The sequence below is a fragment of the Tenacibaculum dicentrarchi genome, from assembly GCF_964036635.1.
GTDB lineage: Bacteria > Bacteroidota > Bacteroidia > Flavobacteriales > Flavobacteriaceae > Polaribacter > Polaribacter dicentrarchi.
This window is the reverse complement of sequence record NZ_OZ038524.1, coordinates 721,931-747,315: the sequence shown is the minus strand read 5'-3', so window position 1 is coordinate 747,315 and position 25,385 is coordinate 721,931. Positions and strand designations below refer to the sequence as shown.

General features: G+C 30.0%; 26 protein-coding genes and 1 rRNA gene. 12 read left to right on the top strand and 15 right to left on the bottom strand.

The window, feature by feature from the left end; all coding sequences use genetic code 11:
• The first annotated feature begins 38 nt into the window (after window positions 1-38).
• On the top strand, window positions 39-419 hold the full coding sequence (locus ABNT14_RS03335) for a Rid family detoxifying hydrolase (RefSeq protein WP_101903645.1): 381 nt from the start codon (window positions 39-41) through the stop codon (window positions 417-419).
• Between the two features lie 61 nt (window positions 420-480).
• Here the strand turns inward: ABNT14_RS03335 and gap are convergent, their stop codons facing one another.
• Entirely contained in the window at window positions 481-1,482 is a 1,002-nt protein-coding gene (gene gap, locus ABNT14_RS03330; protein WP_101903646.1) for a type I glyceraldehyde-3-phosphate dehydrogenase, read from the bottom strand.
• 31 nt (window positions 1,483-1,513) lie between these two features.
• Window positions 1,514-2,497: a 6-phosphofructokinase gene (pfkA, locus tag ABNT14_RS03325; RefSeq protein ID WP_101903647.1), complete on the bottom strand. Its 984-nt coding sequence runs from the start codon at window positions 2,495-2,497 to the stop codon at window positions 1,514-1,516.
• Window positions 2,498-2,629: 132 nt separating this feature from the next.
• Between pfkA and ABNT14_RS03320 the strand changes: the two genes are divergently transcribed.
• Window positions 2,630-4,357, top strand: coding sequence for a sodium:solute symporter family protein (locus ABNT14_RS03320; RefSeq protein ID WP_101903648.1), 1,728 nt, complete (start codon window positions 2,630-2,632; stop codon window positions 4,355-4,357).
• A 62-nt stretch (window positions 4,358-4,419) separates the two neighbouring features.
• Here ABNT14_RS03320 and ABNT14_RS03315 read toward each other — a convergent pair whose 3' ends face one another.
• Window positions 4,420-5,790: a tetratricopeptide repeat protein gene (locus ABNT14_RS03315; RefSeq protein WP_101903649.1), complete on the bottom strand. Its 1,371-nt coding sequence runs from the start codon at window positions 5,788-5,790 to the stop codon at window positions 4,420-4,422.
• Window positions 5,791-5,994: 204 nt separating this feature from the next.
• Between ABNT14_RS03315 and ABNT14_RS03310 the strand changes: the two genes are divergently transcribed.
• The 3 genes from ABNT14_RS03310 to ABNT14_RS03300 all read left to right on the top strand — a co-directional run bounded on the left by ABNT14_RS03310 (window position 5,995) and on the right by ABNT14_RS03300 (window position 8,943).
• Entirely contained in the window at window positions 5,995-6,336 is a 342-nt protein-coding gene (locus tag ABNT14_RS03310) for a DUF2853 family protein (protein WP_101903650.1), read from the top strand.
• A 98-nt stretch (window positions 6,337-6,434) separates the two neighbouring features.
• Entirely contained in the window at window positions 6,435-7,859 is a 1,425-nt protein-coding gene (locus ABNT14_RS03305) for an L-serine ammonia-lyase (RefSeq protein WP_101903651.1), read from the top strand.
• Window positions 7,860-8,013: 154 nt separating this feature from the next.
• Window positions 8,014-8,943 (top strand): hypothetical protein, encoded by a 930-nt coding sequence (locus tag ABNT14_RS03300; protein ID WP_101903652.1) that lies wholly within the window; start codon window positions 8,014-8,016, stop codon window positions 8,941-8,943.
• Between the two features lie 22 nt (window positions 8,944-8,965).
• On the opposite strand, the gene ABNT14_RS03295 is transcribed toward ABNT14_RS03300, so the two are convergent.
• The 3 genes from ABNT14_RS03295 to ABNT14_RS03285 all read right to left on the bottom strand — a co-directional run bounded on the left by ABNT14_RS03295 (window position 8,966) and on the right by ABNT14_RS03285 (window position 11,226).
• Window positions 8,966-9,601 carry an ElyC/SanA/YdcF family protein gene (locus tag ABNT14_RS03295; RefSeq protein WP_101903653.1) on the bottom strand — a complete coding sequence of 212 codons (636 nt, stop codon included), beginning with the start codon at window positions 9,599-9,601 and terminating at the stop codon, window positions 8,966-8,968.
• Between the two features lies 1 nt (window position 9,602).
• Window positions 9,603-10,361 (bottom strand): peroxide stress protein YaaA, encoded by a 759-nt coding sequence (gene yaaA / locus ABNT14_RS03290; protein WP_101903654.1) that lies wholly within the window; start codon window positions 10,359-10,361, stop codon window positions 9,603-9,605.
• A 106-nt stretch (window positions 10,362-10,467) separates the two neighbouring features.
• Window positions 10,468-11,226: an MBL fold metallo-hydrolase gene (locus ABNT14_RS03285; RefSeq protein WP_180947650.1), complete on the bottom strand. Its 759-nt coding sequence runs from the start codon at window positions 11,224-11,226 to the stop codon at window positions 10,468-10,470.
• Between the two features lie 98 nt (window positions 11,227-11,324).
• Between ABNT14_RS03285 and ABNT14_RS03280 the strand changes: the two genes are divergently transcribed.
• Window positions 11,325-12,767 (top strand): nicotinate-nucleotide adenylyltransferase, encoded by a 1,443-nt coding sequence (locus ABNT14_RS03280; protein ID WP_101903656.1) that lies wholly within the window; start codon window positions 11,325-11,327, stop codon window positions 12,765-12,767.
• A gap of 64 nt (window positions 12,768-12,831) precedes the next feature.
• Here ABNT14_RS03280 and ABNT14_RS03275 read toward each other — a convergent pair whose 3' ends face one another.
• The 5 genes from ABNT14_RS03275 to kdsB form a co-directional block, all read right to left on the bottom strand.
• Entirely contained in the window at window positions 12,832-13,026 is a 195-nt protein-coding gene (locus ABNT14_RS03275) for a hypothetical protein (RefSeq protein ID WP_101903657.1), read from the bottom strand.
• A 145-nt stretch (window positions 13,027-13,171) separates the two neighbouring features.
• On the bottom strand, window positions 13,172-13,438 hold the full coding sequence (locus ABNT14_RS03270) for a hypothetical protein (protein WP_101903658.1): 267 nt from the start codon (window positions 13,436-13,438) through the stop codon (window positions 13,172-13,174).
• A gap of 21 nt (window positions 13,439-13,459) precedes the next feature.
• Window positions 13,460-14,086: a CatA-like O-acetyltransferase gene (locus ABNT14_RS03265; protein WP_101903659.1), complete on the bottom strand. Its 627-nt coding sequence runs from the start codon at window positions 14,084-14,086 to the stop codon at window positions 13,460-13,462.
• Window positions 14,087-14,773 (bottom strand): HAD family hydrolase, encoded by a 687-nt coding sequence (locus ABNT14_RS03260; protein ID WP_101903660.1) that lies wholly within the window; start codon window positions 14,771-14,773, stop codon window positions 14,087-14,089.
• On the bottom strand, window positions 14,766-15,500 hold the full coding sequence (kdsB, locus tag ABNT14_RS03255) for a 3-deoxy-manno-octulosonate cytidylyltransferase (protein WP_101903661.1): 735 nt from the start codon (window positions 15,498-15,500) through the stop codon (window positions 14,766-14,768). Before kdsB ends, ABNT14_RS03260 begins: the two co-directional genes overlap by 8 nt.
• 490 nt (window positions 15,501-15,990) lie before the next feature.
• Here kdsB and ABNT14_RS03250 point away from each other — a divergent pair, with 490 nt between their 5' ends.
• Entirely contained in the window at window positions 15,991-16,338 is a 348-nt protein-coding gene (locus tag ABNT14_RS03250; protein WP_101903663.1) for a hypothetical protein, read from the top strand.
• Between the two features lie 82 nt (window positions 16,339-16,420).
• Here ABNT14_RS03250 and ABNT14_RS03245 read toward each other — a convergent pair whose 3' ends face one another.
• The 3 genes from ABNT14_RS03245 to idi are packed head-to-tail and all read right to left on the bottom strand — an operon-like array spanning window position 16,421 to window position 18,352.
• A complete protein-coding gene (locus ABNT14_RS03245) occupies window positions 16,421-17,392 on the bottom strand; it encodes a type I phosphomannose isomerase catalytic subunit (RefSeq protein ID WP_101903664.1) in 972 nt (323 codons plus the stop codon).
• Window positions 17,393-17,394: 2 nt separating this feature from the next.
• Complete coding sequence (locus tag ABNT14_RS03240; protein ID WP_101903665.1) at window positions 17,395-17,808, bottom strand: 6-pyruvoyl trahydropterin synthase family protein; 414 nt, start codon at window positions 17,806-17,808, stop codon at window positions 17,395-17,397.
• Window positions 17,809-17,821: 13 nt separating this feature from the next.
• A complete protein-coding gene (gene idi, locus ABNT14_RS03235; RefSeq protein WP_101903666.1) occupies window positions 17,822-18,352 on the bottom strand; it encodes an isopentenyl-diphosphate Delta-isomerase in 531 nt (176 codons plus the stop codon).
• A 131-nt stretch (window positions 18,353-18,483) separates the two neighbouring features.
• On the opposite strand from idi, the gene ABNT14_RS03230 reads away from it, so the two are divergent.
• The 5 genes from ABNT14_RS03230 to ABNT14_RS03210 all read left to right on the top strand — a co-directional run bounded on the left by ABNT14_RS03230 (window position 18,484) and on the right by ABNT14_RS03210 (window position 24,703).
• Entirely contained in the window at window positions 18,484-20,073 is a 1,590-nt protein-coding gene (locus tag ABNT14_RS03230) for a peptide chain release factor 3 (protein ID WP_101903667.1), read from the top strand.
• Window positions 20,060-21,616 (top strand): hypothetical protein, encoded by a 1,557-nt coding sequence (locus ABNT14_RS03225; RefSeq protein ID WP_234985011.1) that lies wholly within the window; start codon window positions 20,060-20,062, stop codon window positions 21,614-21,616. Before ABNT14_RS03230 ends, ABNT14_RS03225 begins: the two co-directional genes overlap by 14 nt.
• A 58-nt stretch (window positions 21,617-21,674) precedes the next feature.
• A complete protein-coding gene (locus tag ABNT14_RS03220) occupies window positions 21,675-22,604 on the top strand; it encodes a peptidylprolyl isomerase (protein ID WP_101903668.1) in 930 nt (309 codons plus the stop codon).
• A 211-nt stretch (window positions 22,605-22,815) separates the two neighbouring features.
• A complete protein-coding gene (locus ABNT14_RS03215) occupies window positions 22,816-23,406 on the top strand; it encodes an energy transducer TonB (RefSeq protein WP_348719397.1) in 591 nt (196 codons plus the stop codon).
• Between the two features lie 184 nt (window positions 23,407-23,590).
• Window positions 23,591-24,703 (top strand): energy transducer TonB, encoded by a 1,113-nt coding sequence (locus ABNT14_RS03210; protein ID WP_101903670.1) that lies wholly within the window; start codon window positions 23,591-23,593, stop codon window positions 24,701-24,703.
• Between the two features lie 517 nt (window positions 24,704-25,220).
• On the opposite strand, the gene rrf is transcribed toward ABNT14_RS03210, so the two are convergent.
• Window positions 25,221-25,329, bottom strand: a 5S ribosomal RNA gene (gene rrf, locus ABNT14_RS03205).
• Between the last annotated feature and the right edge of the window lie 56 nt (window positions 25,330-25,385).

Genomic DNA, 25,385 nt, shown 5'->3' with positions numbered 1-25,385 from the left:
AGTAACACACACTTCTTATATATCAAAAGATAAAAACTATGAAAAAAATTATCACTACCTCAAAAGCTCCTGCACCTATTGGTCCTTATAACCAAGCTATTTTAAGCGGAAACACCTTATATACCTCAGGGCAGATTGCTTTTAATCCTGAAAATGGTGAATTAGTAATGGACACCATCGAAATTGAAACAAAACAAGTAATGGAAAATATGAAAGAAGTTTTAGCCGCTGCTGAAATGACTTTTGAAAACGTAGTAAAAGCATCTATTTTTATTTCTGATATGAATAACTTTGCTAAAATAAACAGCGTTTACGCCCAATATTTTGATGAAGCAACTGCACCTGCAAGAGAAACTGTAGAGGTAGCAAATTTACCAAAATTTGTAAATGTAGAAATTAGCATGATTGCCATTAAATAAAAATATTCAAAACAATTAAAAATCCCCGTTAATAACGGGGATTTTTTTATAAATTTAACGCTTAAATTTTTTCTAAAGAAGCGGAGTATTCTATTAAATCTACAATTTTTGTAGCGTAACCAAACTCGTTATCATACCAAGAAATGATTTTAAAAAATTGCTCATTAAGTTCCATACTTGCCGATGCGTCAATTACCGATACTCTAGGTTCTGATACAAAATCTTGAGAAACTACAGCATCTTCGGTATATCCTATAATTCCTTTAAACTCATTTTGAGAAGCCTTTTTAAAAGTTTCCATAATTTCTTTTAATGAAGTTGTCTTTTGAGTTTTAAAAGTCAAATCGATTAAAGAAACATCTGCCGTGGGCACTCGAACTGCCATTGCCGTTAATTTTCCTTTCATTTCTGGAATTATTTTTACCAAAGCACTTCCTGCTCCTGTCGATGTTGGAATAATATTATTCATTGCCGAACGTCCTCTACGCCATTTTTTATTAAAACCATCAACAGCATTTTGTGTAGCTGTTGCCGCATGAACCGTAGTCATAATTCCTTCGGTTAAACCGTAAGCATCATTAATTACCTTTACTACAGGTGCCAAACAATTTGTAGTACAAGAAGCATTTGAAAAAACCACCTCATCGGCTTTTAAATCTTGATGGTTTACCCCCATCACATACATATTGGCATCTTTTGATGGTGCTGAAATAATTACTTTTTTAGCCCCTCCTTTTATATGTAAAGCTGCTTTTTCTTTATCAGTAAATAAACCTGTTGCTTCCAAAATATGTGTTGCCGAAACTTCATCCCATTTTAAATTCTCAGGATTTTTATCCGAAGAAATTCTTATCTCTTGTCCGTTTACAATTAAATTTCCTTCTTTTATTTCAATATCACCATCAAAACGACCGTGTACAGAATCATATTTTAATAAATAGGCTAAATACTCCACATCTAACAAATCATTGATGGCAACAACTTGTATATTTTCTCTTTTCATGGCAGTACGAAATGCTAACCTTCCTATTCTACCAAACCCGTTAATTCCTATTTTTATCATTATGTTAACTATTTAATATTCTTATTTTAAATTATGTGGTCATAATATCAGAAACTCTTAAAAGCTCCATATTTATACTATTATTTCCTTTTATTGCTTTTTCTAAAGTAGTTGTTTCTACCTTATTATTCTGAAGCCCAACCATTAAATTGGTTTTTCCGTCAAGTAATAATTCAACGGCTTTTACGCCTAATCTGCTTGCTAAAACTCGGTCAAAACAACTAGGAGCTCCACCTCTTTGCAAATGTCCTAAAACAGATACTCGAACCTCATATGCTGTCATGTTTTTTTCAACATAATTGGCTAATTCAAATACATTTTCACCTGTTTTATCTCCTTCGGATACCACTACAATACTTGATGATTTACCGCTTTTACTACTTTTCTTTAAAGAAGCTAACATACGCTCTAATCCTAAATTTTCTTCAGGAATTAAAATTTCTTCAGCTCCTGCACCAACCCCTGCATTTAAGGCGATAAACCCCGCATCTCTTCCCATCACCTCAACAAAAAATAATCGATTATGCGATGATGCGGTATCTCTAATTTTATCAATCGCTTCAACAACCGTATTTAAAGCCGTATCATAACCAATAGTGTGGGATGTTCCGTAAATATCATTATCAATAGTTCCAGGAATTCCGATAACAGGAAAATCAAATTCCTTGCCAAAAAGAACAGCTCCTGTAAATGAACCGTCGCCACCAATAACAATTAAAGCATCAACCTTATTGTCTAATAAATTTTGATGTGCTTTTTTACGCCCTTCTTTGGTTCTAAAATCATCAGAACGCGCCGTTTTTAATATAGTGCCACCTTTATTAATAATATTATTGACACTTCGGGCCGTAAAAGAAACTAAATCGTTTTCTATTAAACCTTGATACCCTCTATAAATACCCATACATTGAGTCTGATAATAAGCACATGTTCTTACTACCGACCTAATTGCTGCATTCATTCCTGGAGCATCTCCTCCAGAGGTCATGACTGCTATTTTTTTTATTTTCCTCATAAAATAAAGTGAATATCAAATTTACTCTTTTTAAGTGGTTTTTTATCAAAAGATAAAATCATTTTTTAGAGTTTAGCAGAAATTTAACGTATCATATTATTTAACTACATTTAGGCCTTTAAATAAAACTACATGACATTAACAACGCTTGATTACACAATTATTATCGGATTTTTTCTCATTTCATTACTTATTGGTGTTTGGGCATCAAAATCGGCAGGAAAAAGTAGTGCTGATTTTTTTTTATCAGGTAGAAATATGCCTTGGTGGCTTTTAGGAGTTTCAATGGTTGCGACCACTTTTGCCGCCGATACACCAGGTTTAGTAACCGAACTAGTGCGTAAAAATGGTGTTTCAGGAAACTGGGTTTGGTGGGCAATGCTGCTTACAGGGATGCTAACCGTATTTTTTTATGCAAAATTATGGCGAAAATCAGGAATTACAACCGATTTAGAATTTTATGAATTGCGCTATTCGGGTAAAATGGCAGGTTTTTTAAGAGGATTTAGAGCTATTTATTTAGGTGTAATTTTTAATATTATAACCATGGCTGGAGTTTGTTTGGCAGGGGCTAAAATCGCTAATATATTATTAGGGATTTCGCAAGGAGAAATGTTAATCTATTCGTCTATTATTGTGGTTATTTATTCGTCTTTAGGCGGATTAAAAGGTGTTTTACTTACCGATTTTGTTCAATTTATACTTGCCATGATTGGTTCAGTTTGGGCAACAGTTTATATTGTAAATATGCCTGAAATAAATGGTTTATCAAATTTATTAAGCCATCCAAATGTAAGCGGAAAATTAAATATGTTGCCTGATTTTTCAAATACCGAATCGTTAATTACTTTGTTTATAATTCCGTTTGCCGTGCAATGGTGGAGTACTTGGTATCCTGGTGCAGAACCTGGTGGTGGTGGTTATATTGCACAGCGAATGTTAGCCGCTAAAGATGAAAAAAATGCTACTTGGGCAACCTTATTTTTTAATTTTGCACATTATGCTTTGCGTCCTTGGCCTTGGATTATTGTCGGGCTGGCATCTTTAATTATTTTCCCTAGTTTAGAAAGTATGAATCAGGCGTTTCCTAATTTATCCGAAGAAATGCAAGGGCACGATGTTGGTTATGCCGCTATGATGACCTATTTACCCGCAGGTTTGTTAGGGATTGTATTAACCTCTTTAATAGCCGCTTTTATGAGTACGATTTCTACCCAATTAAATTGGGGAAGTTCGTATATCGTGAATGATTTTTACAGTCGTTTTATCAATAAAGAAGCTTCGGAAAAACAAAAAGTTGTGGTTGGTCGGATTTCTACTGTTTTATTAATGATTTGTGCTGCTTTATTTTCATTTTATTTGCAATCGGCTAAAGATGTTTTTGATTTATTATTGCAAATTGGTGCAGGAACAGGCTTATTATTTATTTTAAGATGGTTTTGGAGCCGAATTAATCCGTACAGTGAAATTGCTGCAATGGGAATATCATTTGTAATTGCATTTTTCTTTTTTATCAACAGAAAATTAGAAAACCCGTTTTTTGAAATCGCAGGCTATTGGCAATTAATTATTGGTGTCGTAATTACTACTTTCGGATGGATTTTAGTAACGCTTTTAACAAAACCTACAGATAAAAAAACAATTGATAATTTTGAGAGTTTAATTTTTGAAGGCGAAGATAAATTTAAAAATATCGGTATAAAAATTGTCGGTTTTATTACTGGAACAATTGGAGTTTATAGTTTTTTATTCGCCACAGGAAACTGGATTTATGGTAAAACATTACTAGCCTCAATATTAACTGTAACAACCTTAATTTGTGTAGGAATTTTACTGAAAATTTGGAAGCGTATTTCCTAAGTTTTTCCGCTTATTTTAGGTATTTTTTTTATCCAAAGAAAAACAAAAAAGCCTTGAAATAATTATTTCAAGGCTTTTCTATAATCAGAAATAACTTCCTGAACCTTTTCGTGTTCAAAAACAGTAGGATACAACTCATTTATAATATCGTGCAATTCAAAATTAATCGCCAACGCATTTTTTAAATGTATTAATCCGTACGATTGCTTGTCTAAAATCATAAACAAACCACACAAACGATATTCAATTTCAGCAAAATCTTCATATAGTTTTTTGGCTTTAATCAAGATTTTTAAAGCTTCGTCAAATTCACCTAAAAATAATAAAATATCTGCTAAATCAGTATAAACTTCCATTTCATCATCGCCTAACTCAATGCAGGTATAAAATCCTTTTACAGCCTCTTCATAAAAATTCAATTTTAAATTTATATCGCTATATATTCGCCAATAAAAAGGGTTTATTTCATCTATTTCAATGGCTTTTTTAATATAATATAGCGCTTTCTGATAGTTTTTATTTTCAAAATAAATATTCGTTAATAACGCCCAACCTTTATCGAAAAAAGGATCTTTGTTAACTGCTTTTTTATAAAAATAAATTGCTTTATTACTATTTTCTAATTTTTCGTAACAATCCCCTATTCTTATATATGAAAAAGTCGTAGGCTCGTCTAACTTTAAGGTAATTTTATAGTTTTTAATAGCCTCTTCATAGCGGTTTAAATCTTCTAAAGTTTTAGCCATTTCTAAATAACCAGCTATAAAATTTTCGTCTATTAATATCGAATATTCAAATGCCGTAAGCGCCTCTCTACGCATTCCTATTTCGGCATATTTTCTACCTAATTGATGCCAAGCTACCTCACAATAAGGGTTTTTATCTATATAAGTGTTTAAATATTGTATCGCCTCAATATGTTTTTCTTCCATATCAAAACAATACACAATATTATATAAAGACGAAAAATCTTCCATATCAAAAGCTACACATTTTTCAAAATTTAAACGAGCATTTTTATAATCGTCTAAATACAAATATTCCATGCCTAACATTGACCAAATATCTGCTGGATCTTCAATAAAAGATAGCGATTCATTTAAAACTGATATTGCTTGCTTATGTTTATTTTTTTTAGATAAAATTAATGCTTTTTGAATAAAAACCTCATCGTTATAAGGTTCAACAGCTTCAATATTTTTAAGCAATTCAGTGGCTTTTTTTAATTCATTATCAAAAACTAAAAGCTCTACTTTCATTAATTTTAATTGAATTGATGACGGATGCTGTTCTAAGCCTAAGGACACCGCTTTTTTAGCCAATGAATTTTTGGCTATATCTAAATAATGTTCAATAATTGTTTCAAACTCAACGGCATCAAAAAAATAGACATCGTTGGTTTTCAGCATAGATTCAAATTTTAATATCGACATAAACTACCTGTTTGATTATAGCTAAATATACTACAATAATAATACCTAATATAAATAATTTCTTCTAAAGTATTGTCATTACAAGAAATAATTAACATTTTTTTTTGATTAAAATTATTAATTTTTCTTATTTGAAAGAACAAATTATTTAGCTATATTTGAAATGATGTAATGCTACATTAACAAATAATTAAAAGAAAAAAGATGAGTAAATTTGACGAAAAAGTAGAATTGTATAAAAAGTTTATGGACGACAGAAAACTGTCTGTAAATCTTGAATTATTAACAGCTGTAACCAAAGGATTAGGTCCTTCAATTTACAAAACAGATGCCGAAACAGTATCAGGTACTGATCCAAAAGAATTGCTAACCGTTAAAAATAACTTTTTAATCAAAAAATTAGGTTTAGCAGATACTCCTGAATTAGATAATGCTATTGACCAAGTTATGGAACAAATAGGTCGCTCAGAAAGAAAGAAATACAGAGCTGTAGTTTACTATTTGTTAACAAAAAAGTTTAACAAAGAAGCAGTGTACGGAATGTAAGGGAAATACAAAATACACATTTTTCATAAAAAAAAGTTCTGTATTGATTTTAATACAGGACTTTTTCTATTTTAGCGCTCAACAAACAAATTAAATTTATGTCTCAATTTATTAGTGTTTTTGATATGCTTAAAATTGGCGTAGGTCCCTCAAGTTCACACACTTTAGGTCCTTGGAGAGCTGCCCAACAATGGATTGAAAAATTAAAAAAAGAGCGTGTTTTTAATACTATTGATGGTATTAAAATAGACCTATACGGTTCTTTATCGTTAACAGGAACAGGTCATGCAACTGATTTAGCCGTTTTACTAGGTTTAAGTGGTACCGATCCTGAATACATTCCTGTTGATAGTATTGAAACAATTATCAATAAAATAAAAGAAACAAAACGCTTGCATTTTAATGCCGAAAAACAATTGGTTTTTTCTATTGAAAATGTTGTTTTTAATAAAAACTTCTTACCTTTTCACTCTAATGGATTAATTTTTAGAGGTTTTTGCAAAGGAAAAGAAATATCTACAGAAACCTATTATTCTATCGGGGGTGGTTTTGTTATTCAAGAAGAAATAAAAGTAACTCAAGATACCGAAATAAACGAAGTAAACTTTCCATATCCTATAAACAGAGCCACACAATTAGAAGATTATTGCGAAAAAGAAGGCAAAAATATTTCTGAAATTGTGTATCAGAATGAATTGGTTTTAAAATCTTCTGAAGAAATTGATGCAGAGTTAAAACGTGTTTGGGATACCATGCTCGAATGTATGTATATTGGTTGTCATACAGATGGTATTTTACCAGGTGGATTAAATGTAAAACGTAGAGCTTTTGACACACATACTAAACTAATTAAAGATGCTACTTACAACAACCAACAAGAATGGATTACCGCCATTAGAAGTACCGAAGTAAAATTTCGTGAAATATTAAAATGGGTAAGCTGTTTAGCACTATCTGTAAATGAAGTAAACGCCGCTTTAGGTAGAGTTGTAACCGCTCCTACAAATGGAAGTGCAGGTGTAATCCCTGCCGTTTTAATGTATTATTTAGTAATAGAAAATCATAAAGCTGATTTTGAACACATCAAAAAATTCTTATTAGTTGCAGGTGAAATTGGAAGTGTTTTCAAGAAAAATGCAACCATATCGGCAGCCATGGGCGGTTGTCAGGCAGAAATTGGCGTATCATCAGCAATGGCAGCGGGAGCACTTACAGAGCTTTTAGGAGGAAGTCCTGGGCAATGCTTAGTTGCAGCGGAAATAGCAATGGAACATCATTTAGGTTTAACTTGCGACCCTATTGGTGGTTTAGTTCAAATACCTTGTATTGAACGTAATGCTATGGGAGCAATTAAAGCTATTAATGCTACCGAATTAGCCTTAGAAACTAATCCTAAAGAATCGTTAGTTCCTTTAGATAAAGTTATCGATACTATGTGGGAAACTGCAAAAGATATGAACAGAAAGTATAAAGAAACCTCTGAAGGTGGTTTAGCAATTACTGTTGGTTTAGCAGCTTGTTAAAAAAATCATCATTATAAAAAAACTATAAAAACCCTCTTTTTAAGAGGGTTTTTGTTTTTTAATAAAGTAATTTACTTTCTTATATCAGAACTTAAAAATTTTATTTATTAAATTTATTCATCTAAAGAACATAACAAATGTTTATTCAAAAAACATGAAAGAAAAAATAACCATTATAATCCTTAGTTTCTTTTTATTTCAATCCTGTAAAACTGATAATGAAAAAATAAGAGATAGTTTTCGTAAAAAATATCTAACAGAGCTTTTCTCTATATATAAGGGCTATTCTATTGGAAAATATTATATTATTTATAATTTAGACCATAATTTTACATTAGGTACTGTAGATATAGAACTCTATGACGAAAGTTTAAATGATTTTAATAAAGATGGTACACAAGATATGTGGGCAAAAATAACGGATACTAGTGACGGTGGAAATGAATTTATGGTTTCTTATGGTATTGTTCAAATAAAATCGCCAAAAAATATAGATTATATCGGGTATTTTGGCTTTGGCGATTTCTCTAATTACATCTATAATATTGACGGATTTAAAAACAAAACACCTATTATTAAAATAAGTACAAGCCATCAAAGTAACATAAATAAATTCCCTATTTATCATATAAATACGCATCTTGGATTTAAAAATGGTAAAATAATATCACTAAACTATATTGATTGTGCTATGTCTGCAATGAAAAATAAACGCATCTTTAAAGAAGAGTATAAAACCAATTATGATATAGACCCTGCTTTTAATCAACTAAAATTAGAATTTTACAAAGAAGAAGGTTTTGAATACGCTTTTAGTATCAACGGCTGTAATGATTTTTTATTAAAAATGTATGTTTTAGGAAATCAGAACGAAGCAGTTTTAAAAGAAAAACTTTTAAACACTGCTATTTATAAAACAAGATTCAAAACAATTGCGAAACACATCAAAAATAATAAAATAACAGTTACTGATTATTTTAATAATGAAAGAGAAGTTATTTGTAACGAATGTGTATCTACTAAATTTACAGAAAATAAAAAAGGTAAAAACAGGTTAGATATTAGCTATCTAAAAAGAAATTAATCATTTTTTTCTAAAAAACAACCTATTTCACTTCTATTGATTTCCCTAAAAATTTCGGTTGCACATTAAATAAAATATCAACAAATACTTTTACTCGGGCTAAATATTCTCTTAATTGAACTTTTAGCCCATATCTACCAGAAACATCTTTAGCATTAAATCCGATTGCTTTAACTCCAAAATGATTTGCCAAATAAATAGCTCTTTCATTATGAAATTTTTGAGAAATAATAGTAACATCTGTTTGTCCGAATATTTCTTTTACTCTTACAACAGAATCTAAAGTTCGGAAACCTGCGTAATCTAAAAATATTTTATCCGCAGGAATACCCGCTTTTATCAAATCGTTTTTAAAAGTAGTTGGCTCGTCATATTTTTCGGTGCTATTATCACCACTCACAATAATAAAAGTAATTTTCCCTGATTTATATAATGATATAGCCGCACGTATTCTATACTTATAATATAAATTTACACGCCCATTTAACAAATGTTTTGATGTACCTAAAACAAGCCCGACTTTATGTTTCGGGATTTCAGTTACGCTAGAATACAGTTTATCTTTTGTTTGTTTTTCTATTAAAAAATTACACAAATAAATGGCAATCAACAAAAACAATGTTGATAAAATAGCTAATTTCAGAGTTTTTTTAATCATTTTATCTAGTAAAATATAATTCCGTTTCAGTTGACATTTCTTCAGAAAAACCATAATTATCAATATTAAAACCTTTTAATTCTTCTATTGTTTTAACATTATTTTCGATAATATAACGCGCCATTAATCCTCTTGCTTTTTTAGCAAAAGTCATGATAGTTTTATATTCGCCATTTTTAAAATCTTTAAAAACAGGCGTTATCATTGGTACTTTTAAAAGTTTTTTAGGCAAAGCTTTAAAATATTCTAAACTCGCTAAGTTTACTAATAATTCTCCGTCTTCTAACTCATCATTTAACGAATTTACCAATTCATTATTCCAAAATTTATATAAATTCTCGGTTTCGCCTACTTTTAATTTCGTTTTCATTTCCAAACGATACGGTTGAATTAAATCTAAAGGTTTTAATAAGCCATATAATCCTGATAAAATTCTAAGATTATTTTGTAAAGTTGGTATTTTTTCTTCGGATAAAGAATTTACATCAATACCTTTAAAAACTGCTCCTGTAAAAGAATAAATTGCCTGTTTCGCATTTTCTAAATTAAAAGGAGTTTGCCAATCTTGGTTTCGTTGATAATTTAAGTTTGACAAATCATCAGAAATTTTCATTAAATCACTTAAATCTTGTTTAGAAAGTGTTTTTAATTTTGTGTTTAATTTTGTTGAATATTCTAAAAAACGAGGTTGAGAATATAATTTTGTAGAAGCTTTTGTTTCAAAATCTAAGGACTTTGCTGGAGATATAATTATTTTCATTCAATTAGTGTTTGAATTAATTTTTAATGTAAAAATAGCATACACTTTTAAACCACCAAACTAATTCTGATACTTTAAATCAATACTAATATTAGAAAAATAAATATTAAATTTTTAAACCGTCATAAGCTAAAAATACATTTTCAGGCAATTCTTTTTCAACTTCTTCATGCAAACCTAATAATTCACTAATATGCGTTAAATAAGCTTTTTTAGGTTTTATTTCGGCAATAAAAGCCAATGACTCTTCTAAATTAAAATGTGTTGCATGTGGTTCTTTTCGTAATCCTGTAACAATTAAAACATCTAAATTAGTCAATTTCTTTTTTTCTTCGGATGAAATAGTTTTAATATCTGTTAAGTAGGCTATATTATTAAAACGATACCCTAAAATAGGTAACCTTCCATGCATTACCTCTATCGGAGTAACTTTAACACCATCAAGAGTAAAACTATTTTTATGTGAAATAATATTAGTAGCTACTGCGGGTGCACTCGGATATCTATTTTCTGTTTTAAAAATATAATCATATCTTTTCTTTAAAACTCCTAATACTCTTTCGGTTGTATAAATAGGCACTGCCCCCATTTGAAAACAATACGGACGGATTTCATCTAAACCAGCAATATGGTCTGCATGTTCATGGGTAAATAAAATTCCGTTTATTGATGCTACTTTTTCACGCATCATTTGTTGCCTAAAATCAGGACCACAATCAATAACATAATTAATATCATCCCAAGAGACAAGAATTGATGAACGCAAACGCTTATCTTTAAAATTGTTAGACAACGCCACAGGATGCGTACTATTAATCATCGGAACGCCCGTAGACGTTCCTGTACCTAAAAAAGTAATTTTCAATTGCATTTTTTCTTAATTGTTAACACAAAAATAAGACAAAAAGTATATCATAGTTGCTATTTTAAGTACATTTGTAGCGATAACATAAAATTAGAAAAATGGCCATCACACTTAAAGGAGATAAAAAAATAAGTACCGTACCCACCACAAATAGTAAAGCGTTAAAAATTAACTTAAATTCTCATATTTATGGAACATTTGCTGAAATTGGTGCAGGACAAGAAACTGTTCGTAATTTTTTTAGAGCTGGTGGTGCTTCAGGTACTATTGCAAAAGCAATGAGTGCTTATGATAAAGATTTTTCAGATGCTATTTATGGAATTGAAAGTGATAATCGTTATGTAACTGAAAAGCGATTAAAAAAAATGCTAAAACATGAAATGGATTTAATTGAAGATCGTCTTGATCGTCAAAAACATCCTCATAAATTATTTTTTAGCTATGCAAATACCGTTGCAACAATTAATTTTTCTAAAAAATTTAAAGGACACGGTTGGGTTGGTATTCGTTTTCAGCTAGACCCTTTAGAAGATTATAACGAAATTATTTTACACCTACGTTTTAAAGAAACTGATGCACGTCAGCAACAAGAAACTTTAGGTGTTTTAGGAGTTAACTTAGTATATGGAGCATATTATTTAAATGATAATCCAAAGGAGTTATTAAAATCTTTTTACGATAATATTGATAGTGACCGCTTAGAAATTGATATGATTAATTTCTCTGGACCTCGATTTATGTATGTCGATAATCGTTTAATGAGCTTACAATTAGTTAAAAATGGAATGACAAATGCCGTAATGTTCGGTCCTGATGGAAATAACTTATTACCTGCTCAAGTACTTTATAAAAAGAATATTTTAGCATTACGTGGAAGCTATCGCCCTGTTACCAAAGTAAATATGGATATGTTTGAACGTTCTAAACAATTATTTTTAGCAGAAAAAAAAGTAAACCCCGATAAAACACAAATTATTTTCGAAATTACCCTTAGTAATCTTCGTTCAGAAGGAGAAATTAATGAACGTGATTTCTTAGACAGAGCCGAGTTACTTTGTGCACTTGGGCAAAATGTAATGATTACCAACTATCAAGAATACTTTAAACTAGTTGATTATTTTGGTGAATTTACAAAAGAAAGAATGGCTTTAACAATGGGGGTTCAGAGTCTTGTTCAAATTTTTGATGAAAAATATTATCGTAACCTTAGCGGTGGAATTTTAGAAGCTTCTGGTAAACTTTTTTACAGAGATTTAAAAATATACACCTATCCTTATAAAGACCAAGAAACAGGTGAATTCATAAATACTGAAAACCTAAAAGTACATCCTCGAATGAAAGAATTATATAAATTTTTCAAACATAATGGAAGATTTGTAGATATTAAAAACTTAGATGAAAATAGTTTACATATTTTTTCTAGAAAAGTTTTAACGATGATTAAAAATAATGAAAAAGGCTGGGAAGAAATGCTTCCTGAAGGAGTTTCTAAAACCATTAAAGATAAACGTTTATTCGGATGTTCTAGAAAACGAGTTTAATCATTTTTCACTTACTTTGACTTTAATAAAAAAAGAAGCTATATAGCTTCTTTTTTTATTAAAATTATTTGACTAAAGCCAAACTAGGATATAATTTAGGCTTATTTACAGTATATTGTTTTAACCAAATGGTTAATTCATTTATTTCGTAAGGTAATAATCTATTTAATGCTTTTTCTAACTCTCTACAAAATAAATCAGTATTAAAACTTACCTTTTCCAGTACTATTTTGGTGTACTCATACATTGCTCTTGCCATGCTTATTGTTTATTTACGGGGGTTTATATGTTCTACATTACGAACGTAATTTACAACATTTTATTCCTTATAATATGTTAAAATTCAGCAAAAAAAAACCGATACTTGTTAAAGTATCAGTTTTAATTATTTAACTTACAGTTAACTATAAGCTATTTAATTTTTCTATTAAAGCATTTGCTTTGGTTTCTAATTCAGTACTAATTGCTTTAAAATGTGCTTTTTTATTTTCTACATTTTTAGCATTAATTTTTGCGATTAAAGTATCAAAAGTTTCAAAAACTTCATCTATAATAGCTTCTGATTTTTCTGCTGTTTCACCTGGGTTTAACTCCGCTGATAATCTACAGATATCAATAATATCTCCTAAAGTATAATCGATATCTTTTTTTAAGTTTTTAATGCTTGCCATAATTATTATTTTTTTGCAAAATTAATCGATTTTATCTAATTCAGCCTGAAATTTATCAAAAAATTGTCCTACATGATATCCATCTACCAACGCATGGTTTACATTGATTGCTACAGGCATTAATTTCTGATTATTTACTGTTTTTATCTTTCCAAAAGAAAATTGTGGAATACTATCATTTTTATTTCCCGAATTTGGTTCTTTATGACTTGTAAAACAAACCCAAGGCAAGGCTGAACAATGTACACAAGCTACTGAATATTTAGGTGGGAATAAATCAGTAGTGCTAAGTACACGCTTTTTTTCTTGCTGATAATTTGCATTAAACACCTCAAAATCCGTTGAAAAATCAATAAATGAAAAGCCAAAAGTAGTATCTGTTCGTGCAATAGTTGCTGATACATTAATTACCTTATGAATTGCTATTTTATCGTCTTCTATTCGGTATTTTAAATTATCAATGGCATTAATTGCCTTCATACATGCGTGAAGATATCGCACAAAAAAAGATTCTTTTTTCTGTTTTGCTTGCCGATAACAACTAGAAACATCAACATCGGCGACAAGCCCAAATGTTGGATCCGCTAAAGTTCTAAAATGATTAAAATGCTGTTTTCTATTCCAATTTTCAATATCTAAATATTGCATCTATAAAAAATTTAACACTTCGGTAATATTGCTAACCGTTTGATATTCTGTTGATTTTTGATTTCCTTCTACCTGTTCGTGCGCCCAAGTGGTGTGAAAAGGCACATGAATTGCAGCAGCACCGATTTCAATTAAAGGCAAAACATCCGATTTCAACGAATTTCCAATCATTAATAATTCCGAAGGCTGAATATCTAAATGTTTTATCAATTTTAAATAATCGGCTGGTTTTTTATCGCTCATTACCTCGGTATGATGAAAATATTTTAAAATACCTGATTTTTCTAATTTTTGCTCCTGATCTAATAAATCACCTTTGGTGGCTACAATTATTTTACACCTTCCTTGTAATTTTTGCAGTACTTCTTCTACTCCATCTAATAAATCGATTGGTTGGGCTAGCATTTCTTTACCGATTTCAAGAATTTTGTCTATAATTTTTTGATTTACTTTATAATTAGATAATTCTAAAGCACATTCTACCATTGATAACACGAAACCTTTTACGCCATAGCCGTAAATTTTAAGGTTATCAATTTCTTTTTTATATAACTCCTGATGAATTTTATTTTCAGTTTCGTAGCCCGATAATAATTTCGCAAACTCCTTTTCAGCTTCTCTAAAAAAAGTTTCATTTATCCAGAGTGTGTCATCGGCATCAAAGGCAATTACTTTTATTTTATTCATTTTCGAGTTGTTTTATTGCCTTTTCTAAATCTTCAGGCGTATCAATTCCAATACTTTCTACCGATGTTTCAATCATTTTTATTTTTTTACCAACTTCTAAATAACGGATACATTCTATTTTTTCTGCGGCTTCTAAAGGAGTCATTGGCGTATTATAAAAATCGAGTAAGGCTTGTTTTCTAAAAGCATATACCCCTTTATGTTTATAATATGTAACGTTTAATTCTTTATCTCTATGAAAAGGAATTACGCTTCTCGAAAAGTAGATAGCAAAATCATTTACATCGGTAATTACCTTTACATTATTAGGATTTTCAATATCTTCTAAAGATGTCATTGCTACTTTTAAAGATGCTAAATCTATACTATTATTTTTATCATCTTCAAAAGCTTTTATTAATTTTGATAAAGAAACAGTATCAATAAAAGGCTCATCTCCTTGAACATTTACCACAATATCTACCTCTAAATTTTCAACAGCTTCGGCAATTCTGTCCGAACCACATTCGTGTTCTTTGATGCTCATTATAGCCTTTCCTCCTGCTTGTTCTATGGTTTTGAAGATGATTTCCGAATCGGTTACCACATAAACCTCATCAAATAAATTGGCAGTAACAGCAGCTTGATAGGTTCTTACAATTACAGGTTTTCCTCCTAAATTTTTCATTAATTTTCCAGGAAAACGAGATGCGCTATAACGCGCGGGAATCATTGCAATTATTTTCATAAATTATAGTTATTTACACAAATCAAAGATACATATTTAAATAAAGTATTAAAGTGAGTAAAATTAGACTTATTAAAACTTTAACAGTATTATTTTTAAGCTTTTAGTTATTTTCTAATTTTTTTATTAAATTTGAACTCGCTAAATTTCTAATGAAAGTACTTTTACATACATATCGCATTATTTTAAACACTATCGTCATGATAAAGTGTATGCCTATGCGCAAAAAATATGCCTATATAAAAAGTACGCCTAGTAATCGCTTTAAACAACGGTTTTAAAACCAATTTAATACAAACTACAAAAGGTGCTTTTTATAAAAAAAGCACCTTTTTTTTTATACTTTTTTCACAAACCTTTTAAAATTGAACAAACTATGAACACCGTAAAAATGTCAAAACAAATTAATATGCACTTAAAAACAATAATGTCCTTGGTTCAAAATCCGTTTTACGAAAAATCTAAATTTCCACCAATAAACCCATAAATAATGAATACCCAAATCACTTCTAAAAATAGTACGTCACAATTTACCGTTAGTAAAAAACAGGTTCACAAAAATAAAACGCTAAAAACAGGTGTTTTATATCAAAAAATTGAAACCAGCGTAACTTCCTCCCTTGTATTTCACAAAAATTTCCCTAATTTAAGTTTTAAAAGCATTGATTTTGATATTATCAAAAATGCCTATTTAAATGATAATCTTATCATTAAAAATAATATTAAAAAATTGAATGATACTGAAATTATTTTACAGATAACGGTTTCAAAAAAAGAAAAAAAGCAAGAAATTATTTGTAAAGCACTATTTGGATATCAATTACAAAAAGCCTCTTAAATTTTGATATTTAAAAACAAGAAGCTCAAAATGAAAAATTTACTTATTTTGGGCTTATTTTACACTTCTTTTGAAGTATTTTTTATTTGATAAAAACTTCTAAAAGTTTGGCATTTTTGGTGATAACAGTTACATTTTTAATGCAAGATGGCACTAAAATAGTTTCACCTAAACGAAGTTTTTCATGTTGATTTTCATAGACAAAAATTACGGTTCCTTCCACGCACATATAAATTACGAAACTATCTTTATCATGATTATTGATGATAAAATCTTGTGTTAAATGCAAATAATTTGTGGTAAAATATTTACAATCGACAATTGTTGATGGATTATTTTTACGTTTTAAATACTCGGCTTTATAGTTTGATTTTGCCGAATAATCAATGGCATCTAAAGCCAAATTCAGGTGTAAATCTCTTAATTTTCCGTTGGAATCTTTTCTTCCCCAATCGGAAATTCGATAGGTAACATCGGAAGTTTCTTGTATTTCTGCCAATAAAACACCTTTTCCAATAGCGTGTACACGTCCTGATGGCACTAAAAAAGTATCGCCTTTTTTAACATAATCTACATTTAATAATGCTAATTCATCGTTATTTTCAACGGTTTTTAAGAATGATTTTTTGTCGGTTTCCTCTGAAAAACCAATAATTATTTTTGCTTTTTTATCAGCATCTACAATATACCACATTTCGGTTTTCCCGAGCGAGTTATGTCTTTTTTGTGCCAAAACATCATTCGGATGTACTTGTAAACTTAATTTACGTTTAGCATCAATAAATTTAATTAATAGCGGGAATTTATCTCCAAAAATTAAATATACTTTTTCGCCAACAATTTGTTCTTTAAATTCCTGAATAAGTTCTTTTAAAGAGCATCCTTTTAAATTGCCATTATTAACGATTGAAATATCTTCTTGTACGTCTGAAATTTCCCAACTCTCACCAACATCTTTTTTGGTTGCTTTTTTATGGAGTACTGTTTTTAATTTTTGTCCGCCCCAAATTTTAGATTTTAAAATTGGTTCAAATCGTAATAATTGATGTATCATGTCTAAGACCCATTATAAGTAACGTAATTTCTTTGAGTTTCATAAAGCGTAATTTCTAGCGCTAAATTTACAGGAATATGACCGCGTAATTTATTAAATATTACTACTGATATATTTTCAGCTGTTGGATTCAAATTTTCAAAATCAGCAACATCTAGGTTTAAATTTTTATGGTCAAACACATCTTCTACTTCATCTTTAATCAATGTTTTTAGAATTCCTAAATCATACACATACCCTGTTTCTTTATCTATTTCTCCCGTTAAAGAAACGATTAAATCGTAATTATGCCCATGATAATTCGGATTACTACATTTCCCGAAAATTTGCTGATTTTTTTCATCAGACCAATCAGGGTTAAACAACCTGTGAGCAGCATTAAAATGGGCTTTTCTATGTACAGTTACTTTAGGCATTTTTTAGGTTTTTTTAAGAATTTATAAGCGATTTTTTTAAAACATCGTACGATTCTTTAAATATAATTTTAAACCAAGCCGTGTAAATTTCTGGCTTTTCTTCCATATCTTTTTTAACAGCTTCTAAAGGCATCCATTTATAACTTTCAGCTTCTTCTTTATTAATGTTTGGCTCATCATTAAAAATTCCAATCATTACGTGGTCTAATTCATGCTCGGTTAATCCGTTATCAAAAGGAGCTTTATAAATAAATGAAAATACTTCTTTTAATTCACAAACAAAACCCATTTCTTCTTGAAGCCTACGTTTTCCTGCTCCTAAATTCGTTTCGCCATCTCTTTGATGTGAACAACAGGTATTTGTCCATAATAAAGGAGAGTGATATTTATCCGAAGCCCTTTGTTGTAGCATTAACTCTTTTTTATCATTAAAAACAAAAACAGAAAATGCCCTGTGTAATAACGCTTTTTCATGTGCTTCTATTTTTTCCATTAATCCAATAGGATTATCGTGAACATCTACTAATATGACCTGTTCTTTCATGTTTATTTTTTGCTAAAAGCAAACATACAAAATTGCTATCAATTCAACAATTAAAGCTTTAGAGAGTTAAGCAGTAAACCCTTGAAAAATTAAGCATTAAACCGTACCTTTGCACCCTTAAAATTTGATAGATGGGCTTTTTAGAAGAAATACAAAAACGACGTACATTCGGAATTATATCACACCCCGATGCTGGTAAAACTACTTTAACTGAAAAGTTATTATTATTTGGTGGAGCAATTCAGGAAGCTGGTGCGGTAAAAAACAACAAAATAAAAAAGGGAGCAACTTCCGATTTTATGGAAATTGAACGTCAAAGAGGAATTTCCGTAGCCACATCTGTATTGGCTTTTATTTATCGAGATAAAAAAATAAATATATTAGATACCCCTGGGCATAAAGATTTTGCCGAAGATACTTTTAGAACCTTAACCGCTGTTGATAGTGTTATCGTTGTAATTGATGTTGCAAAAGGTGTAGAACCTCAAACTGAAAAATTAGTCGAGGTTTGTAGAATGCGTAAAATTCCGATGCTGGTTTTTATCAATAAATTGGATAGAGAAGGAAAAGATGCTTTCGATTTATTAGATGAAGTAGAGCAAAAATTAGGTTTACGTGTTACTCCGATGAGTTTTCCTATTGGAATGGGGTACGATTTTAAAGGAATTTATAATATTTGGGAAAAAAAATTAAATCTTTTTTCTGCCGATAATAAAACAAAAATTTCGGAAGGTGTTCAGTTTGATGATTTATCAAATCCTAAACTAGATGAAATTATTGGCGAAACTGCTGCCGAAACTTTAAGAGAAGAAGCAGAATTAGTAGCTGAAGTATATCCTGAATTTAATCAAGATGAATATTTAGCAGGTGATTTACAACCTGTTTTCTTTGGTTCGGCTTTAAATAATTTTGGTGTAAAAGAATTATTAGATGCTTTTATTCAAATTGCACCTGAACCACAACCTAAAAAATCAGAAGAACGTTTAGTCGATTCTAAAGAAGAAAAATTAACAGGTTTTGTATTTAAGATTCACGCAAATATGGACCCTAAACACAGAGATAGACTTGCTTTTATCAAAATTGTATCAGGTACTTTTAGACGAAACTCTCCTTATTTACATGTTCGTAATGGTAAGAAAATGAAGTTTTCGAGCCCAAATGCTTTTTTTGCTGAAAAGAAACAAATTGTTGATGAATCTTTTCCTGGTGATATTGTGGGTGTTCATGATACAGGAAATTTCAAAATTGGCGATACGTTAACCGAAGGTGAAAAATTAAATTTCAAAGGAATTCCAAGTTTTTCACCAGAGCATTTCCGCTATGTAAACAATGCCGACCCAATGAAATCTAAACAATTATACAAAGGTTTAGACCAATTAATGGATGAAGGGGTTGCTCAGTTATTTACTATGGATATGAATGGTCGTAGAATTGTAGGTACTGTAGGTGCTTTACAATACGAGGTTATTCAGTACAGATTAGAACATGAATATGGTGCAAAATGTACGTATGAAAATATATCTGTACATAAAGCTTGTTGGGTACAACCTGAAGATGAAAAAAATGAAGAGTTTAAAGAATTTAAACGTGTTAAACAACGTTATTTAGCTAAAGATAAACAAGGAAAATTAGTATTTTTAGCTGATTCTGCTTTTACTATGCAAATGACACAAAGTAAATATCCTACTGTAAAACTACATTTCACAAGTGAATTTGAATAAAAAAAATAGCCTATTTTGGTTTTTAATTCTTGCTTATTCTTTTTCATTTTCGCAAGAATTAAAAACCTTAAAAGGAACAGTATTACAGAATAAAGTTCGTTTGAATTTTATTCCTGTAAAAATGCCTACGGATAAATTCCCAGATTTAAAACCGACAATGGGCTTGGCAGGATTACATTATCAAATTCCAATTAATAATTGGTTATATGGTGGTGCAGGATTTCATTTTGCCGTTACTGGCGACCAAGGTGGATTATTTACTTTAGGTGCAGAATTAGGTGTAAATAAACAACTTTATAAAAATTTATATGTAGATGCAAACCTTCATTTTGGTGGCGGTGGTGGCTACAGAAATTTAGTTAATGATGGCGGGTTTATAAATCCGAATATTGGTTTACAGTATAAAAAGAACAACTATTCTGTTGGAATACAATACAGTCATTTAAATTTTTTATCAGGAGAAATAAAAAGTAATTCGGTGTCTTTATTTGTTGAAATACCAAGTATCTTACGTTTTACTGATTATAATAAAGCACATAAAAATTTTATAGCAAAAAATATTTCTTCGGATGATTTTTGGCACAAACCTATTGTAAAAAATGCACAGCAAATTCGTTTTGATTTTTTTAAACCTTTTGGAAATTCTAAAAAAGATAACGGAACAACTTTAAATGAAACATTATATGTGCTAGGTTTTGAATATCAAAAATATATAAACGAAAATACTTTTTTATTCGCTCATACTGATGCCATATATAAAGGACTACGTGCTGGTTTTATGGATTTATTTTTTGGTGCAGGGTATCATCCTTATCAATCAAAATACATCAATGTTTTTACAAAATTAGGCGTTGGTGCTGCTGGTGGTCGTGTTGCTCCTGAAGGTGGTTTAATGATATATCCATCCGCAGGAATCGACTTAAAAATAACTGAAAAATTTGCTTTAAGTGGTCACGGAGGTTATTATCGTGCTATTGCTGGCGATTTAGAAGCATATACTGTTGGTTTCGGATTAAAATATTACGGATTAAACGGAGGAACAACATCCGAAGAAAAAAAATACACCAACTTTTATACACAAGGTTTACGTGTTGAAATTCAAAATCAAACATATTTTGATGTTGCAAAAACTGATGATAAATTTGATGTCAAAGAAATTGATTTACAACTTATCGGATTAAAAGTAAATTACGATATTAATAAATGGCTATACATTGCTGGAGAAGCTAGTTTTGCTTACGATGGTCGCTCAGGTGGTTATGCTCATGGATTAGTTGGTGGCGGAATTTATTCTCCTCGATTTTTAAATAATAAAATCCGTGGTTTTGCTGAATTGATGGCTGGTGCTGGTGGTGGTGCTGGCGTAGATACCGATGAAGGTATTATTGTGCGTCCAACACTTGGTTTTAGTTATGATATTCATGAAAGTATTTCAATTCTTGCATCAGGTGGAAAATATTATTCGCCTTTCGGAAATGTAAATTCAACAAATATTAACATAGGTTTAAGCTTAAACCTTTCAACTTTATCAGTAAAGAACTAATTTTGCTTTTTCTTCGGAAGAAGTGTTTTTAATATATTAACAAGATAATTTAATAAAAATGAATAACGGAATTTACGCAAAGTTCACAACACCAAAAGGTGCTATTTTAGTGAATTTAGAATACGAAAAAACTCCTGGAACTGTAGGTAACTTTGTTGCTTTAGCAGAAGGAAATTTAGATAACACTGCAAAACCACAAGGAACTCCATATTATAATGGATTAAAGTTTCACCGTGTGATTTCTGATTTTATGATTCAAGGAGGATGTCCTCAAGGAACTGGAACAGGAAACCCTGGTTATAAATTTGAAGATGAATTTCATCCAGATTTAAAACATGATGCTCCTGGAAAATTATCTATGGCAAATGCAGGTCCTGGAACAAATGGTTCTCAGTTTTTTATCACGCATACTCCTACTCCTCATTTAGATGGTAATCATACTGTTTTTGGAAATGTTGTTGAAGGACAAGATGTTGTTGATGCTGTTCAGCAAGGAGATTCAATGGATGTTGAAATTATTCGTGTAGGTGAAACTGCTGAAAACTTTAATGCAGTTGAAGCTTTTAGAACTTTTGAAGGAGCTCGTGAAAAACGTGAAGCTGATGCAATTGCAAAACAAAAAGAATTATTAGACTCTGTTGCTAAAGGTTATGACGAAACTCCATCAGGATTACGTTATAAAATTTTACAAAATGGAGATGGTAAACAAGCTACTAAAGGAGCTAATGTTTCTGTACATTATAAAGGTCAATTATTAGACGGTACTGTATTTGATTCATCTTACAAACGTAAGCAACCAATTGATTTTGCTATCGGTGTAGGTCAAGTAATTGCTGGTTGGGATGAAGGTATTCAATTATTAAAAGTTGGAGATAAAGCTCGTTTAGTAATTCCATCAAACTTAGCATACGGAAAAGCTGGTGCAGGAGGTGTTATTCCTCCAAACGCAACCTTAATTTTTGATGTTGAATTAATGGGAGTAAAATAATTTTTTACAACATTTAAAAAAAAGGGCACACTACTTAAAAATAGTGCACCCTTTTTTTGTTAACATTAAATTAACATTCTTAACATTAAATATATAATTAATTAAAACAAACTATTTACTTACTTAAAGCGTAAACAAGAATACTTTAGCATCTTTACAGTGCAACAAAATGCTATCTAAAATGAAAAATCTCCTCCTACTACTGTTGATTATGCTAATTAATTTATTTAATATACAAAGCCAAGTAAAAGTTTGTGAAAACCCTAAAGACGATGCTATTGATTTAAATGTAATTTCAATTAAAAAATGTGATATTAAAGAAAAAAATGTTAGGCAAATATCAAAAACAAACATCGTAAGAAAAAGAGTTAATAATCGATCTAGAAAAAAAGAAAATAATTTAAATTCTAACGGTAATAAAGTATTAAACCTACCTAACCTATCAAAAGAAGTTTTATTTACCTTAGTTGAAGAAATACCAATGTTTGATTCTTGCAAACACAGCGATAAAGAAAATAATATCAAATGTTTTAAAGATAAAATTAATAAACATATTCTTAAAAATTTCTATGCAGAAGATTATATTACTGAAAATACTAAAACTAAAGTCTATATTCAATTTAGTATTGACCTTAACGGAAAAGTCATTAATTCAAAAATAAGAAGTCGTGAAAACAATAAGCGACTGCATAAAGAATTAGACCGAATCATAAATAAGTTACCTCGTTTTAATCCAGGAAAAGAAAAAGGATTACCTGTTGTTGTTACGTATGCATTCCCCCTTAATTTAGCATCAGATTAACACTTATAACTTTTTTTTATTAAATATATTTACACAAATCGTAATAAAAATACTTGTAATTTCAAAAAAACTTAAAAAAATATACTTTTAATCGTTAAAAAACAGGAATATACGTTTATTTTTATTTTTTTTTCTGTATGTTTACAATGTTAATGAATTGTTAATAACACAAACAGAGAGTCATATGATAAAATTTACCCTACTACTAATTACTATGCTTGCATCTGTAATAAGCGTTGCACAGCAAGAAAAATGTACTTCTCCTGATGAATCTATTGCTGATCCAAATAGTATTACTAAATGCGCTATTGAAAAAACAAAGGATGGAATAAAAAAACAATTATCTATTCAGGTATCTACAAGAAGGCGTGTAATTCGTAAAAAAAATGAAACTGTAACTGCTATTGGCGGTACTAATACTACCCAAAAAATTAGTAATATTAAAAGAAATACATTGTTAGTTGGTAAACTTGAGTTAGAAGACAATTCTAAAACTATTGAAAGAATACCTTTTAATTTAGTCGAAGAAATTCCTTTATTTTCAAAATGTAACAATGTACCTTTAATAAAACAAGCTAAGTGTTTTGAAACACAAATGACAAAACATATTACTAAGAATTTTGTATATCCACAAGCTGCATTTAATGCTGGTATTCAAGGTAGAGTCTTGGTTCAATTTACCATAGATGAATTAGGTAATGTTGGCGCACTTCAAATAAGAGGACCTAAAAATGGTGATGCACTAAAAAAAGAAGCTTCTAGAATTATAAATAAACTTCCTAAATTTATCCCTGGAAAACATAATGGAAAAGCAGTAAAAGTTAAATACGGTATTCCTTTCACATTTAAACATCCTAATGCTAAAAACTTAATAGCAACAAGAAACATCAAAAAACAATCAACAAAATTAATTAATAAAGCTGAAAAAATAATTACTGATTTCATTAAATTTAACGAAGTACAAAAAATTCCACAATTTAAAACTTGTTTAAAAGTTCCTGATACAGAAAAAAACAATTGTTTTAATGAAAGAATGATTAGTCATATTCAAAGAAACTTTAATTACCCAGAAGCTGCAGCCGATCAAAACATTGAAGGTAAAGTTTGGGTACGTTTTATTATAAATAAACAAGGTAAGATTAGTAATATAAAAATGAAAGGACCTAAAAATGGTCAATTATTAGAGCAAGAAGCTAAAAAAATGGTTTCAAATCTAGCTACTTTTATTCCGGGCACACAAGATGGAAACCCTGCCAATGTTGAATATCATATACCCATTAATTTCACTTTACATTAATCAATTAAAGTATTTATAAAAACCCCGATCAGTTCGGGGTTTTTTGTGCCAAATTTAAACCTATACAGAGATCTTTATTTTTTTCTAGACATTGATCCTACTATTTTTTGAAGCAATTTCCCGCTTTCCGCACTCGCTTTTTTTTGAAGAAAAATCAAAAAAAGAGCTCAAACAAAGCTTCAATCGGGGCTAGGCATTTTTGCTAATTTTCATAAATCGATACATCAATTATAATTCCACCAATCTCTACCCTGTTAGTCCGAGTACGAGTAATTTTTTCCTTCAAAAATTAAACAAACATCATGCTGAATTTAGTTAGTTCAGCATCCCATCAAAAAGGGACTACGATAAAACAAAAAAGACCTCACAGGTTTCAAAACCTGTGAGGTCTAACTCACTACTATTTAATAAGAATTTTAACTTTGTAAATAAACTAATCTTTATATTTTTTTTTAGAAAAACAAAAAAATAAGACACAAAAAAAACCTCAATCTTTAAAGATTGAGGTTTTTTAAAAGAAAGGCAACGACCTACTCTCCCACCATTGGCAGTACCATCGGCGCAAATGGGCTTAACTTCTCTGTTCGGGATGGAAAGAGGTGAGCCCCATTGCGATAATCACCTTAAATCGTTTCAGTATATTTCAACTGTATAAGTTAACATATTGGTAAAAATTATATCA